The sequence below is a fragment of the Acetobacter orleanensis genome (assembly GCF_001581005.1).
GTDB lineage: Bacteria > Pseudomonadota > Alphaproteobacteria > Acetobacterales > Acetobacteraceae > Acetobacter > Acetobacter orleanensis.
In genome coordinates, this window is record NZ_LHZV01000062.1 from 95,828 (window position 1) to 111,705 (window position 15,878).

General features: G+C 57.5%; 10 protein-coding genes. All 10 read left to right on the forward strand.

What is annotated here, in order from left to right:
* Positions 1 to 364: 364 nt before the first annotated feature.
* The 10 genes from AD949_RS08270 (at position 365) to AD949_RS08315 (ending at position 15,878) form a co-directional block, all read left to right on the forward strand.
* A complete protein-coding gene (locus AD949_RS08270) occupies positions 365 to 1,474 on the forward strand; it encodes an efflux RND transporter periplasmic adaptor subunit (RefSeq protein WP_158319955.1) in 1,110 nt (369 codons plus the stop codon).
* Entirely contained in the window at positions 1,467 to 4,565 is a 3,099-nt protein-coding gene (locus AD949_RS08275) for an efflux RND transporter permease subunit (RefSeq protein ID WP_048835955.1), read from the forward strand. Before AD949_RS08270 ends, AD949_RS08275 begins: the two co-directional genes overlap by 8 nt.
* Positions 4,562 to 6,040, forward strand: coding sequence for an efflux transporter outer membrane subunit (locus AD949_RS08280; RefSeq protein WP_048835954.1), 1,479 nt, complete (start codon positions 4,562 to 4,564; stop codon positions 6,038 to 6,040). The genes AD949_RS08275 and AD949_RS08280 overlap by 4 nt, the downstream gene beginning before the upstream one ends.
* Positions 6,041 to 6,336: 296 nt before the next feature.
* Entirely contained in the window at positions 6,337 to 7,422 is a 1,086-nt protein-coding gene (locus tag AD949_RS08285; protein ID WP_048835953.1) for an efflux RND transporter periplasmic adaptor subunit, read from the forward strand.
* Positions 7,423 to 7,429: 7 nt separating this feature from the next.
* The gene (locus AD949_RS08290) at positions 7,430 to 10,507 is read left to right on the forward strand and encodes an efflux RND transporter permease subunit (RefSeq protein WP_048835983.1); all 3,078 of its coding nucleotides are present in this window, start codon (positions 7,430 to 7,432) and stop codon (positions 10,505 to 10,507) included.
* Positions 10,504 to 11,172 carry a response regulator transcription factor gene (locus AD949_RS08295; RefSeq protein WP_048835952.1) on the forward strand — a complete coding sequence of 223 codons (669 nt, stop codon included), beginning with the start codon at positions 10,504 to 10,506 and terminating at the stop codon, positions 11,170 to 11,172. The genes AD949_RS08290 and AD949_RS08295 overlap by 4 nt, the downstream gene beginning before the upstream one ends.
* Positions 11,169 to 12,515 carry a sensor histidine kinase gene (locus AD949_RS08300; protein ID WP_048835951.1) on the forward strand — a complete coding sequence of 449 codons (1,347 nt, stop codon included), beginning with the start codon at positions 11,169 to 11,171 and terminating at the stop codon, positions 12,513 to 12,515. The genes AD949_RS08295 and AD949_RS08300 overlap by 4 nt, the downstream gene beginning before the upstream one ends.
* Positions 12,516 to 12,705: 190 nt before the next feature.
* Complete coding sequence (locus tag AD949_RS08305; protein WP_048835950.1) at positions 12,706 to 13,110, forward strand: hypothetical protein; 405 nt, start codon at positions 12,706 to 12,708, stop codon at positions 13,108 to 13,110.
* A 75-nt stretch (positions 13,111 to 13,185) separates the two neighbouring features.
* Positions 13,186 to 15,066, forward strand: coding sequence for a copper resistance system multicopper oxidase (locus AD949_RS08310; protein WP_048835949.1), 1,881 nt, complete (start codon positions 13,186 to 13,188; stop codon positions 15,064 to 15,066).
* Positions 15,063 to 15,878, forward strand: coding sequence for a copper resistance protein B (locus tag AD949_RS08315; RefSeq protein WP_082064734.1), 816 nt, complete (start codon positions 15,063 to 15,065; stop codon positions 15,876 to 15,878). The genes AD949_RS08310 and AD949_RS08315 overlap by 4 nt, the downstream gene beginning before the upstream one ends.

The following is a 15,878-nucleotide window of genomic DNA, read 5'->3' on the forward strand; positions in this document are numbered from 1 at the left end:
CGTCGGTCTCTGTTCCGACTGGTAATGGAAGCAGCACTTGGCTTTGGCTGGCAGGGGAAGCACGGGACACTATGAGCTATGTGATTTTATGACGCAGCTTCCCTTCATTGGGTTTTCTCCCAGATGTGTCGGAGCATTCAAAAGCCAGTCTCCATGGACTGTGTGGTTAAGGATGGGGCTTGCGGCAGGCAATGCTGGCACGATGCTGTTCTATCGGTCTGCTCTAAAGGAAAACAGGCGGTCCAAGCTGTTGGTAGAGAAATGATTGTAAACAACCATCGTATATTTTTCAGTCAATTGAATAATATTCTGAATTTACATGAATGAATAAAATATGAAGTGCTGCAACTCTCGCCAGATTATCATGCTCCATCGATTTTTCCTTGCCGCGATAATTGTTCTTTCTGTGCTTGGGCTGCCGGAAACCTCTACAGCGCAGAGCGTGCAGCGTGAGCAGGATGGCAGTTTGGCGGTTGATCCTGCGTCACCGCTCATGTCGCGCCTTCGGGTAGATGCTGTCACCGTGCGGGCGCGTCCGTACGATATTGATGCGCCCGGTGAAATCGTGGCGGAGCCCGCCCGCAGTATCGCTCTATTGCCGCCGTTGACGGGACGGATCGCACGGCTGGATGTCGTTCCGGGTGCGCATGTTCGTGCAGGGCAGGTGCTGGCCGTCATCATCTCCGGCGATATGGCGCAGGCCAGCGCGGATGAAGACAAGGCGCGTTCAGCTTGGGTGCAGGCGCGTGAGCAATATGACCGATCGCAGCATGTCGTAGGCGTTGGCGGCGGCGCGATGAAGGATTTGCAGGCTGCGCGGGCCGAGTATGAACAGGCTCGGTCCGAACTGGATAGGGCGAGCATGCGCTTGGCGGCCCTCGGGCGGGATGCCTCGGCAGGCGGTCGGGCCCCTCAGGGAGCGAAGATGACGCTCACTGCCCCGATTGATGGGGTGATCGATACGGTGTCCGTCGCGGCTGGCATGAATGTGACCGACATCACGACAGTTATGATGACTCTGGTGGATACGCATGAACTGTGGGTTGTTGCCGATTTAGCCGAAAATCAGGCGTCTCTCGTCCGCGCCGGTATGGCCGCGAGGGCCACAGTGCCGGTTCTGCCTTATCTGCATCTGGCGGGCATTATCAATGGTTTGCGGCCGTCCATGCAGCCGGAGACACGGCGGCGCAGCGCATATTTCACACTCGCCAATCCAGATGGCACATTGGTGCCGCACCTCTATGCCCATGTCGCAATCGCAGTTCCGCAAGCGCCGGACATCACGATCCCACAAACGGCGATCCTGATGAATAATGACGCAACCACCGTGTTTGTTGAGGTGCGCCCTCACGTCTTCCGCCGTCGGGTGGTCGATGTTGTGCTGGATGACGGGGCAGACAGCCGGGTTCGGAGCGGTTTGGTGGCCGGAGATCGGGTGGTTACTCAAGGCGCGGTGCTGTTGAACGATGATTGATCGACTGATTGAGTTGTGCCTGCGCCAACGGCGGATTGTGTTCGCGGTCATGGCCGTTCTTGCATGTTTTGGCGCACTGGCATGGCGCGATATTTCCGTGGAGGCTTACCCCGATCTGGGCTCGGTGAATGTCTTGGTCACCACTCAGGTGTCCGGGTTGGCGGCAGCGGAGGTCGAACAGCAGATCACCACCCCGCTGGAGCGCCAGCTGGCGACCGTACCCGGCCTGATGGACAGTCGTTCAAGCAGCACGTTCGGCCTGTCCCTTATTACGCTGATTTTCCGGGATGGGACGGACGTTTATTTCGCGCGTCAGCGCGTGGCCGAGCAGATTGCGCAAGCCAACCTGCCGACAGGTGTCACGCCGACACTCGGCCCAGTCACGGGGCCAGCAGGTGAGATCTATCGCTACACGCTGCAATCGGACAGCCTGAACCTGATGCAGCTTTCCGATATTCAGAACTGGGTTGTCGTCCCGGCACTCATGCAGATCCCCGGTGTGGCCTCGGTAAGTAATTTCGGCGGCTTTACCAAGGAATATCAGCTCCTGCTCGATCCCGATGCGCTGAACAAGTATAATATCGGGATCAACGATGTTCTGACCGCCCTGAAAAACAACAATATCAACGTGGGTGGGGATCGTGTCACGCGCGGAGACCAGTCCTATATCGTACGCGGTATTGATATGGTGCACACGCTGGCTGACATGGGGGATATCGGCGTTACGCAGCAGGATGGCAGGCCGGTTTTTATCCGTGATCTCGGCCAGATGCAGTTCGGGCATCAGGTGCGGCAGGGTATTCTGGGTATGGACGGAAATGCCGATACTCTGGAAGGGATTGTCGCGACCCTGACAGGCCAGAACCCCTCACAGGTTCTGGCCGCAGTCCACGCGCGGGTTGACCGGCTTAATCAGCGGCTTGCACGGCACGGCGCGCGCATTGTGCCCTATATCGACCGCGATAATCTGGTGCGCGCGACTACAGACAAGGTGGCCCATACAGTGCTGGAAGGCATGGGGCTGGTCTTTGTTGTGCTGGTGCTGTTTCTGGGCAGTCCGCGCAGCGCGATTGTTGCGGCTGTCACCATTCCGCTGTCTTTGGCGACGCTGTTCGTGCTGATGACAGCACTCCATATGCCCGCCAATCTCTTCTCTCTGGGGGCAATCGATTTCGGCGTGATTGTGGATGGCGCGATTGTGGTGGCTGAAGCCGTGCTGCGTCTGCGCGAGGAGCATCCAGACAAGGTGCTGGTCCCGAGCGATGTTCTTGAGATTATGGACACGCTGGCACGGGCGATCTTTTTTGCCACCCTGATCATCATCATTGCCTACGCCCCGTTGTTTGCTTTCGAGGGCGCGTCGGGCAAGCTGTTCCGCCCCATGGCCTTTACTGTCAGTTTCGCGCTGCTGGGGGCGCTGCTTTGCGCGATGACGCTCACGCCCTCACTGGCGTTTCTGGCTTTGCGCAAGCCGCATCGTCTCTTTCGTAATCGTCCGTTGGAATGGCTGCATCATACCTATCATCGGTTGCTGGCGTATAGTCTGGACCGGCCCTTGCTGGCCTATGCTGGCGGGCTGATTGCCTTCGCGCTGACAATCTGGCTCGGGGCTTCGGCTGGGCGGGAGTTTCTGCCGGATCTGGACGAAGGCGCGTTGTGGATTCAGGTGCAACTGCCCTCGGGTCTGTCACTCGAGCGTGCGAGCGCCATGGCGGATGAAATACGTGCCGCCATTCGCTCTTTTCCGGAAACAAGCTTCGCTGTCACGCAGCTTGGCCGCAGTGATTCCGGTACCGATCAGTGGACACCCTCGCACATCGAGGTGCCGGTTGGCCTGCGCCCCTATGCTCAATGGCCGCATGGGGAAACCAAGGCCCAGTTTGTGGCCCGCCTGCGCACACGCCTTGCCGCCATTCCCGGTATCAGTTTTGGCATCAGCCAGCCGATTGCCGATAATATGAATGATCTGGTGGGCGGCGCTCATTCGCCATTGGTTTTGCGCATCTATGGTGATGATTTTCACGAGTTGCGGCGGATTGGTACCAAGGTTGTCGAGATCATGCGTCAGGTTCCCGGCACGGCAGCGGCCTCAATCTTCCAAGAACCGCCCTCACCGGAGCTTGATGTAGAGGTCAATCGCAAGGAAGCCGCGCGATATGGTCTGGCAGGTACGGACATCTTGGCGGTGGTGGGGAACATGATCGGCGATGGACCTGTGTCCAGCGTCTATGTTGCCGACCGCGTCTATAACATGACCGTGCATATGCCGCGTGCTCTCAACAGTAATCTGGATGTTATCCGCCAGTTGCCGCTCAGCACGCCATCGGGGGCGCGTATTCCGCTGGGTGTGGTGGCGAATGTGTCACTGCGCACGGGGGAAGGCACCATCGCGCATGAACGCAACCAGCGCCAGATTACAATTCGGCTCGATAACGGGCAAAGGCCTCTGTCCCAATATCTGGCGGATGCGCAGGCGCGTATTGCAGCGCAGGTAAAGTACGACCCATCCGCTTATAGTATGGAATGGGCCGGGACGTTCGAGCAGGCGCAGCGGGCTCAGGCTCGGCTGACCGTGGCGCTGGGGGTGATGTTTGCCGTCATGCTCGTCCTGCTGTTCTGCCAGTTTGGCAGGTTGCGGCAGGCGGTGCTGGTTCTGGCTGTGGTGCCGATGGCAACCCTCGGCGGGCTGATTGCCCTTCATGCACGGGGTGAAACGCTGAATATTGCGACTGCGGTCGGCTTTATTGCGCTGTTTGGGGTTGCGATCCAGAACGGCATTATCATGGTCTCGAACTTCAATCGCCTTCGCGCCGATGGAGAACCTCTGCGCACGGCCGTTCTTGACGGTGCGGGGCAGCGTTTCCGCCCTGTGCTGATGACGGCGACCGTCGCCAGCGTCGGCATGCTTCCGGCAGCTCTTGCCACAGGGATCGGCACCGATGTCCAGCGCGGTCTGGCGACTGTCGTGGTTGGTGGGCTCGGGATTGCCACCATCCTGACCCTGTTCATCCTGCCGACCTATTATTTTGAACTGGAATCCCTCTTGGAGAGGCGACGCGCCAGCCGGGATGTTGCGGAGAGCGGATTATGAGACGGTCTGCGTCCCCCCTGCGTCGCATCCTCATGGCGGTTGCGGTGACAGCACTTGCGGGCTGTAGCGTTGGTCCAGACTATCATCGTCCGGCACTCCCTGTTGATAATGCGTACGCGCCGGGTAACGCGGCACCCACCATGACCACGGGTGCCGCTGGTCCAGCCGGAGCCAGACAATCATTCCTGCCGGGGCAGGATATTTCGGCCCAGTGGTGGGAATTGTTCCACTGTGCGGCGCTGAACGGGTTGGTGACACACGCAATCGCTCATAGCCCTAATCTGGCTTCCGCTCATCAAGCCCTTATGGCGGCACAGGAGGATGTTGCGGCGCAGAAGGGGGCCTTGTGGCCGAATATCAGCGGGTCCTTCAACCCGACGCGGAACAAGATCTCGCAGGGGATGGGCGTTCAGGGGTTCAATAGCTACCTGTATAATCTGCATACATTACAGTTGAATATTTCCTACATGCCCGACGTCTGGGGCGGTATCCGTAGGCAGATTGAAGCCAGCGCGGCGCAACGTGCCCTTGCGCGCTTCCAGTTGGAAGCGGCGTATCTGTCGCTCACCAGCAATCTGGTCGTTGCGGCAATCCAGTATGCCGCGATCCGTGGACAGATTGAGGCAACGGAAGGGACGATTGCGTCAGCCCGCGCCATTCTGGCCATCAATGAACAACAGGCACGCTTCGGTGATATGGGCGAACGCGACGTCGCGCCGCAGCGCCTGCTGCTGGCTCAGGCGGAACAGGCGCTGCCCCCGCTGCATCAGCAATTGGCTGTTCAGCATGACTTGATCGCGGCTCTTTCCGGGGATGGGTCCGATGTTTCGTTACCGGATTTCCGGCTGACCGACTTTCATCTGCCAACCGATCTGCCAGTTTCCCTGCCGTTGAATTTGATAGACCAGCGGCCGGATATCCGTGCGGCGGAGGAAACGGTCCGCGCCGCGAGCGCACAGATCGGGATTGCTGTTGCGGCCCGCCTGCCGGACATTAATCTGATTGCGACACCCGGACTGGCCTTCAACCGCTTCAGCCAGCTTGCAACGCCCGGTTATGGGGCATGGACGCTGGCGTCCATGATCACGCAGCCGCTCTTTGACGGCTTTACGTTGCTGCACCAAGAACGCGGCGCGCGTGCAACATACCGGAAGGCAGCGGAGGACTATCGCAGCACCGTCGTTCTTGCTGTGCAGAATGTTTCCGATGCGCTCCATGCAATCCATAACGATGCGGAGACACTGGCCACGAGCGTGAAGGCGGATGATCAGGCGCGGCGCGCACTCAGTTTTGCGCGTACAGGGCAACGATATGGGGACGAAAGCACATTGCTGGTTCTGACTGCCGAACAGGGAGAAATGCAGGCGCGTCTGGCCGTGGTGCAGGCCCAGTCAGCCCGGTTGTCTGATACGGCAGGGCTTTTTCAGGCACTTGGTGGCGGATGGTGGAACAGGAAAAATCAGCCTCTCCCCTAGTCAGGGGTTTTGGCACTGGTTCCCACTCATTTCTGCTGCCTGATACGGTTTATTATTCTCTGGGAGCCTCGGCGAGATGTGCGGTGCTGCCGTTCAGGGAGTTGTCAGTTTTAACTGCTAGAGTGCGCGTTCTAAGGCAGTCCGTTTGCCCGTGTCAGGATATTGTACGCCGCAGGAGAACTCCAGTGACTTTCTCACCCGTCTTCAGGAAGAACTGGAGATATTTACTGTGTTCTGCTCTTGTTTTTAGCATTAGTGAGAGACCTGTATCGGCTGCTGAAGATGCGCCGGTGATCATGATGGGAGAAGCCGCGCAGAAGAACGCTGCTCTGGCTATCGCGGTCGCGACGAGCGGCACGCTCGGAAAAAGCCTCAACGCGATGGGAACCGTCATGGCGGAAGCCGGGCATGTTGTCAGCATTCACCCGGCTGGGTCGGGTAAAGTTTTAAGCGTTGCTGTTGTCCCCGGTCAGCACGTGCGCAAGGGAGAGACTCTTCTTACCTATCAGAATCATTCACTGCATCTGGTGCGTCTTGAAATGACGAGAGCGCGGGCTGGACTGATGACGGCTCAGGCCGCTTCTCAGAATGCGGCGTCCGCCTATCGCCGGGGGCGTGAACTGGAAGGCACGACTGTGCCCGCTGGGGAAACCAAACGCAGGCAAGCCGCATTTCAGGCGGCAAAAGACGATGTTGTTGCCCGACAGGCCGATGTCGATACGCTCAAACATCAGCTTGAAGAAGAGTACAATTCCGTCACGGAATCAGATAAGGCCCAGACAAGCCCACTGGATGAAACATCCGCTATTATTGCGCCTGCAACGGCGGAAGTGCAGGCCGTGTCTGTCGGTGTTGCAGATGACATTTCACCCACAACGGAGCTGTTGAGGCTGACAGATATGTCCTCGGTATGGATTGCGTCCGACATCCTGCCGCAGGACGCCGCACAGGTGGTGAAGGGCGGTGACCAGACGACCGAGCTTGCCTCGGACACCGGGGCGACCCAACTGGTGTCGAAGGTCACATCTGTCAGTGACCTTGCAGACCCGGCGACAGGGCTCGTGCGCGTTATCAGTCAGGCCCCTAATTCCAATGGGTCCCTGCGTCCGGGGATGTTCCTGACGACACACTTACCAATGCGGGAAAAGACAACGGGCATCATTGTCCCCGAAAGTGCGGTGACCGAGATCAATGGTGTCAGCACCGTGTTTGTGCCCATCGGCCCCAACCAGTTCCGGCCACGGGACGTGCATGTTGGCGCTGCGAGCATGGGGCAGTTAGCGATAACTGCCGGGCTTTCAGCAGGGGAAAAGGTGGTGACGCACGGAGCATTTGCCCTGAAGGCGGTGATGCTGACCTCGGATACGGATGGTGGGGGCTGATCTGACCATGCGTGCCTTTCTGTCTGTCTTCCAGTCACGGCGCTGGCTGGTTCTGGGAGTTTTGTGCCTCACGTTCGTTGCCTGCTGCGCCGTTGTGCGGGGTCTGCCGGTAGAAGCCGTGCCTGATATTTCGCCGCGACAGGTGCTTGTGTCCGTCGTAGCCCCCGGCCTTGCCACGGAAGAAGTGGAGCGCCTGATTACTTTTCCGATCGAGGCCAGTATGGCCGGTCTCCCGGATATGACTGATCTTCGATCAGTCTCCCGTTCCGGGGTTTCGGTCGTTTATGTCCAGTTTGCGGATGAGACGGATATCAATCTTGATCGCGCCCGTGTGGAAGAACGGATTCAGCAGGCAAGAGGCACGATATCCGTGCCGGGAGTCAGCGTAAATATCGGGCCGCTTGCCACCGGCCTTGGTGAGATCATGCAGTTGCAGATCAAAGGCGCTGGCTATTCCATGATGGATCTCAACCGACTGATGACATGGACGGTTGCGCCGCAGTTAAAGCTGGTGCCCGGAGTTGTTGATGTCAACGTCAACGGCGGGGCCGAGCAGACGTTTCAGGTCGCGCTTGATCAAGCGCGTCTGCTTGCTCTTGGTGTTTCGGTTGATGATGTTTTTCGGGCGGTGGATGGCAACAATTCCGCATCCGGAGGCGGATGGATTGAGCATAAGGAAGAGCAGCAGATTATTGTCGGGCGGGGTCTGATTGGCTCGCTTGATGATTTCGGGTCTATTCCGGTTCGGACCAATGCCAATGGGTCGGCTATTTTCCTGCGGGATGTAGGGCGCATTTCCATGGGGCCGAGAACACGTCTGGGCGCGGTCACGCGGGACGGGCAGGGCGAAATCGTCATCGGTGTTGTCATGATGCAGATGGGGGCAAGCTCGGATGCCACGCTGGCCGCCATTCGTGCCGCGTTGCCCGGTATTCGTCAGTCTTTGCCAAAAGGTGTGACCCTTGAGCCGTATTATGTCCGGTCCACGCTGACAGATAGTACTATCAAAACCGTCAAAGAAAACCTTGTTATCGGGGCGCTTCTGGTTATCGGCGTTCTTATTGTTGTGATTGGTGATTGGCGGGCGTCACTGGTTATTGCATCAGTTATCCCGTTTGCTCTTGTCTGCGCGATGGCGGGAATGCGCTGGTTTGGAATTTCGGCCAATCTGCTGAGCCTCGGCGCAATTGACTTTGGCATGATTGTCGACAGTTCTCTGGTCGTGGTGGAAAATTTCATGACCCATCGTGCCCGCGATCGGGTCAGCGGGCAGACCACGCCGTTGGCGACTCTCGTCGTCTCAGCGGCCACCGAAGTCATCCGGCCTGTCAGTTTTGGCATTCTTGTCATTGTGATGGTCTATCTGCCAATCCTGACGTTGCAGGATATTGAGGGCAAGATGTTCCGGCCCATGGCGCAGACGGTTATCATGGCCTTGCTGGCCTCTCTGCTCTATTGTGTTGTCGGGATCCCGGTTCTCGCGGCTTTGGTGATGAAGTCTGTCGGGCGGCATGACGATACCCGTCTGGTCGCTTTTCTTCGTCGTGGGTATGGCCCCGTGTTGAGCTGGTGTGAAAAGCGGCCACGAACGCTGTTTGGCACAACATTCGCGATTTTTGCTTTTTCTGTCTGGGTTGGTCTGCATCTGGGTGGCGAGTTCATACCCTCCCTTGGGGAGGGCGCTCTGACAGTCACAACGACGCGCCTGCCCGGTATTTCTCTACCCGAAGCGTTGAAGGAAGTTACCCTTCAGGAGCGTATTCTTCGCCGTTTTCCCGAAGTCACCAGCGTTGTCAGCAATACGGGAACATCGGCAATCCCGACTGACCCGATGGGCGTTAACGAGACAGACAGTTTCATTTTTTTGAAACCACCGTCACAATGGACCACAGCACAGACGCAGGAAGGTCTGGTTACAGCGATGAGCCGGGTGCTGAGTGCCGAATTGCCCGGAATGGCGCAGTCATGGAGTCAGCCCGTGCAGATGCGGATGGATGATCTTCTGTCTGGGGTTCGGACGCAGATTGCCGTTTCCATCTATGGGGATGATCTCGCTACGCTGCGGCGACTGGGGGACAGGGTGGCCAGTGTCATGAAAGCCATTCCCGGTGCGGCGGATGTGGCCCCGCAGGGGGATGGCACCGTTTCTTTCATTCATATCGATATTGACCGCCGGCAGGCCGCGCGGCTTGGCATTTCCCAGCAGGAGCTTCTGAACGTGGTTGAAGCGGTGGGTGGCCATATCGGGCGGCCCGTCACGGTTGGGAATGCGCTTATCAGCACACAGGTCCGTTTTGATCCTGCTCAGGCCAGCACACGTGACCAGATTGCCGGGTTAAGAATACGGCGCGCCGATGGGCGTGGCGCTGTGCTTCTTTCTGAAATTGCAAAAGTGACGGTGGAAGACGGGCCGCCGCGCATCAGCCGGGATAATATTCGCCGTCGTCTGATCGTGCAGGCCAATGTTCGTGGGCGTGATCTCAGCTCTTTTGTTGCGGCTGCGCAGAAGGCGGTCAGCAAAAAAGTTGCTCTCCCGCCCGGTTATCGCATTGTGTGGGCTGGTCAGTTTCAAAACCTACGTTCGGCCATGGCGCGTCTGGGCGTTGTCGTGCCGATTGCTCTGGTCTTGATTTTTGCGCTGCTTGTTGTCGCGTTGAATTCGGTCTGGCTGGCGGGGCTGGTTTTCGTCAACCTGCCCGTTGCCGCGACAGGGGGTATTCTGGCTCTGGCTCTACGAGGCCTCCCCTTCAGTGTTTCAGCGGGAATTGGTTTTATAGCCCTGTTTGGTGTGGCTGTGCTGAACGGTGTGGTGCTTGTTACCGCCATAAATGCCTTGCGTGCGGCGGGTCTGGACGCCGCACGTGCCGCGTATGACGCTGCGGAAGAGCGTTTCCGGCCAGTTATGGCAACGGCTCTGGTCGCCAGTCTGGGGTTTATTCCCATGGCTGTTTCAACCAGTGCTGGCGCGGAGGTTGAACGTCCCTTGGCGACGGTCGTTATCGGTGGTTTGATCTCATCCACACTCCTGACGCTTCTTGTACTGCCAGCACTGTACGCCCGGATCATGAAAAATCGTAACGCATGAAAATCCTGATTATTGAAGATGAACCTGCGCTGGGCTCTGCGGTCAGAGACCGTGTGCGTCAGGCCGGGCATGTTGCGGACTGGTTCCAAACCTTGGCGGATGGGCGGGCCGCCCTGAGTGTTTCGTCTTATGATTTTCTGCTGCTTGATCTTGGCCTCCCAGATGGGAATGGGCGGGATCTCCTGCGGGAGATCCGGCAGCGCTCTTCCTCACTCGCCATTTTGATCATGACAGCTCAGGATCAGGTGAGTGACAGAATAGCAGGACTGTCAGACGGCGCGGATGATTACATCGTCAAGCCGTATGATCTTGATGAACTGGTTGCCCGCATTGATGCTGTTGCAAGGCGTTACGCGGCTCTGCCAGACAATGTGGTGACGGTTGGGACGACGAGGATTGACCTCGCGCGCCGTCAGCTTGAGCGCGATGGCCAGACGATTGATCTGTCCGCGCGTGAATGGGCCATTGTGGAACTTCTGGCGCGCCGCCCCGGTGCATTGTGCAGCCGTGAGCAGATTGAAGATGCTCTGTATGGCCTCAGTGACGATGTGGAAAGCAACGCCATTGAAGTTTTCATCAGCAGGATTCGTAAAAAGACCGGATCAGGCCTAATCGTGACAGTGAGAGGTAGAGGGTACAGTCTCGCTGGAAATACGGCTCGATGAAGCGCTGGAGTCTGGCGTCCCGTATTGTGTCGGGCACGCTGATTATCGTGCTTGGTGCGCTGGTGCTTCTGAGTATTCTTGTCGCAGCCTTCACACGGTATGAAGTTACGGAACGTCTGGATAATTCCTTACAGGAAGTGGCGGAACGTCTGGAGTTTGTCATCAGTGATCTGGACAGAACTGGTCAGGGCTCCACTCCCGCGGGCGGGCAGATAGCGCAGCTTCCGGGCGTCAACCGGCGAACATTGGCTTACCAGATCACGACACCGGGCGGTCGCCTTGAAGTCAGGTCGCAAAATGCGCCCGCGACGTTGTTTGTGCCAAACATTAAGTCAGGGTTTTACAATATCCCATTATTCAGGGTGTATGTTGTGCCGTCCGCATCGGGTCGCCACTACATTCTGGTGGGTGAGCCGACTTTTCACAGAAATGAAGCTGTCAGGCGCGCTATTCTCATTTCCGTTCTGCCAATGGTCATCTTTTTTCCGGCAATCTGGTGGCTGGTCCGTTGGCGCGTCCGGCGCGCCATGCGTCCCCTTACAAGCCTTCAGCACGAGATTAGGAGCAGAAGTGGGTCAAATTTGGCACCTATTCCCCCGCTCGATTTGCCTGAAGAGCTTGTGTCCATTCATTCAGCCGTCAATCTTTTGCTGGAACGTCTGAAAATGGCGCTTTCAACCGAGCGCGCCTTTGCCGCCAATGCAGCCCATGAATTGCGTAACCCTGTGGGTGCGCTTCTTGCTCAGGTCCAGGTTCTCAGAAAACTGCTCGTAAGAACGGAGTATGAGGAGCGGACCCTGACAATCATGCAGCAGGCCCGCAGAATTGGCCGGATGATGGAAAAGCTTCTTCAGCTTTCACGCGCTACATCCGGCATTGCCCTCACCGGGGGTGTGTTTGATCTGGTTCCGGTTATTCAGTTTCTGGCGCAGGAACTGGAGCGGGAAAAAGACCATGTGATTGAGCTTTCTGGCTTATCCCACCTCATGATCCGGGGCGATATGGATGTCACGGGCATTCTGTTTCGCAATCTTCTCGAAAACGCGGTTCTTCATGGCTCATCGGCGCACCCTGTCAGAGTAAGTGTTACAGAAGATCATGAAGTGCGGATCTTTAATGATTGTGAACCACTTACATCTGAAATTTTGCGGGAGATGGAAAAGCCTTTTGTAAGAGGAAAAACAGATGCTGAAGGCAGCGGCTTGGGCATGGCCATTGCACGGCAAATTTCTCAGCAGCTACATGCCGATATGGCAGTGATCTCCCCCATTCCCGGAACCACCAGAGGCGTTATGGTGAGGGTGCGTTTGCCAGCCGGTGAGGTTAAAGAAAGCGATTGCTAACCCGTTGCTTAAAATGCGCGCTTTGCCCCAGTGGTCCAAATATTTGCGGAGCGTCTTGTAACACTGTATTATGCTTCCCAGTCTCAATGGGAGTGCTCAGTTAGACGGAGCATAAGCCGCGTTTCGTTTGTTTTTTCCCAGTGCGTATCGATAGGTGTTGCGCTCTTGCGCTTGACCACAGGAGCCCTGAATGATCAGGACATGGGCCCGAACACGGGCCAGAACATGGGTTGGTCTGCTAGCCTGCCTGCTGATGCAGGTGGGGTTGTTGGTCGGTGTCTCCCCGGCTCAGGCGCAGAGGGAAGTGCAGGCGCATAAGAGCATGATGCGCGAAATGCCAGTCTCCTGTTCCGAGGCGAAAATTTTGCACAGTCATTGCGGAATGACGCACACTAAAAGTCCTGCCATGCCGCATGATGACAAATGTTGTCATGTGCATGTCGCCGCAACGGACATCCCTACTCCAGCGGATATGCTGTCTTCGGTCCTGCGGTCTGTTGTAAGAGCCCGTTCCCCCATCCTGTCTGCGCAGACGGAGTTTGTCGGCGCTGACGGGTTGCCGCCTCTTCGTCCCCCCAGAGTTCTGAACAGCTAGACGCTCAAGGCGTCATCCGGCCCGTTTTTGTCGAAAAAAACGGGGAAGTACGTGTGACTGTTTGGATTTTTTAGAATGTTTTTTTCGTCCCGTTTGCGGGGCGGTCTGACACGTCGTCGGTTTGTGACCGGGGTAGGCGCTGGGGGGCTTATGGCCGCAGTGCCACGCTCGGCACTGTCTTCACCTAACGAACGCCCTGCTGGTCTGATCCCGGCAGAGGCTTCGGCAACGTGGAACCTGAGTGTTGGCCGCACCCATATTGAAATTGACCGCAAAGCCCTGAATGCTCCCTGTATTGGCGGCACCGTGCCGGGCCCGGTGCTGCGTTGGAGGCAGGGGGATACCGTAACGGTCAATGTGACCAATACGCTCAAGCACGAGAAAACCTCCATCCATTGGCACGGTATTCGCTTGCCGTCGGATATGGATGGCGTACCCGGCCTGAGTTTTACCGGTATCAAACCGGGTGAGACATTTTCCTACAGTTTCCGGCTGCACCAAAGCGGCACATACTGGTACCATAGCCATTCCGGCATGCAGGAAGCGCAGGGGCTTTACGGTGCGGTGGTCATAGACCCCCTTCACCCGGACCCGAATGCGTGTGAGAGGGATTACGTAATCCTGCTGTCCGAATGGACGGATGTGTCTCCCATGGACATGATCAACAACCTGAAAATGCAGGATGATTATTATGTCTTCCGGCAGCGTACCGCCGCGTCTTTTCCAAAAGAGGCGAGAGCGGCCGGGGGTGCTGTGGCAGCCCTGAAAGACCGGCTGGCATGGTCTCGTATGCGGATGGCCGCCACCGATATTTCGGACGTTACAGGGATTATTTATACCTATCTGCTCAATGGCCACGCCCCGGACGGAAACTGGCAGGGCTTGTTTCGGCCCGGTGAGCGGGTGCGTCTGCGGTTTATCAATGGGTCCTCCATGACCTTTTTTGACATCCGTATTCCCGGTCTGGACATGCTGGTGGTGCAGGCGGACGGGAATGACGTGGAGCCCGTGCCAGTGGATGAATTCCGTATAGGTGTTGCGGAAACCTATGATGTCATCGTGCAGCCAAAGGAAGACCGAGCGTACACCATTTTTGCCCAGAGTGAGGACCGGACAGGGTATGCGCGTGGAACCCTAGCCCCCCGCGCCGGTATGGCAGGGCCAATCCCGCCAATGGACCCGCGCCCGGTACGCACCATGGTTGATATGGGCATGGGCGACATGAAACCCGGCGAGAGCATGAACGCCATGAACGCCATGGATATGTCGGGCGGAGGAGAGCGGTCAGGTATGGACCATTCCAGTATGGAGCACTCAGACATGCCTCGTTCAGCTATGGGTCAGTCTGGTGAGGCCGGGGCTGGTATGAGTATGGCCGGAATGGACAGGCCCGGCATGGCGCCGCACGCCATGCACCATATAATGCCCCCGATGGAGGTGGATGATCCCGGGCCGCCGCCCATCAATGTAGAAAACCAGAATGTCGCCATGATGCCGGTGGACCGGCTGGGTAGCCCCGGTGACGGGCTGGAGCAGAACGGACGCCGCGTTTTGACCTACACGCAGTTGCGTGCCACCCGGCCGGGAGCGGACCCGCGCCCGCCCAGCCGTGAGATCATCCTGCATCTGACCGGCAATATGGAACGCTATATCTGGGGGTTTAATGGCCGGAAATTTTCGGAATCTGGCCCTATTCGCCTGAAAAAAGGGGAAAGGGTCCGCTTTACGCTGATTAACGACACCATGATGGAACACCCCATCCATCTGCATGGCCTGTGGAGTGAACTGGAAAACGGGCAAGGCGCGTATCGCCCCTATAAGCACACGCTTATTTCTCAGCCGGGCTCCCGCATGAGCTATCTGGTGACAGCGGATGTTCCGGGCATGTGGGCTTACCACTGCCACCTGATGCTGCACATGGAACTAGGCATGTTTCGCACGGTGATTGTGGAATGAGGCGCGTTGTTTTTCCAGCATTCTGCCTGCTGGCTCAGGCATTGTGCCTCTCTGCGGGGTATGCGGCTGAAACTCTTTCGTCCGGAGCACCCTCTTACACAAACGGATCGCGCTACCATGCGGCGGATGCCCCTACGGGAACACCGGTTGTATATCTGGGGAATATAAAACCTGTCATGGACCAGCAGAGTTATTTTCATGGCATCATGGATGAGCTGGAGGGGCGCTATGCGCCGGGGGGTACGGATCTGCGCTGGGATGGCGAGGCTTGGTACGGGTCAGATTACAACAAGGTGTGGTTGAAAACCGAAGGCACGCTGGAGCGTGGTCGCTTGCGTGATGGCGATCATGAACTGCTCTACAGCCGGTCCATTTCGCCCTATTTCAACCTTCAGGGCGGTGTGCGGATGGATCTGGATGATGGGCCAACGCGCACATGGGGGGCATTTGGCGTGCAGGGGCTGGCACTTTACGAGTTTGAAGTACAGGCCACGGCCTATGTCAGTGATCGCGGACGTTTTGCTGCGCGGCTTGAAGGCTCTTACGATTTCCTGTTGACCAATCGCCTCATTCTTCAGCCGCAGGCAGAGTTTAATTTTTATACAAAGTCCGATACCGGGCGGCAGGTGGGGGCTGGCTTGTCAGATGTCGATGCCGGTTTACGCCTGCGCTACGAGCTATGGCGCAAATTCGCACCTTACGTCGCCGTGACATATGCCGGGTCTCTCACACAGGCGCGCCGGATTGTGCATGATCAGGGCGGAGAGAGCGGCACGCTGCGGTTTACACTGGGGCTCAGAAGCTGGTTCTGA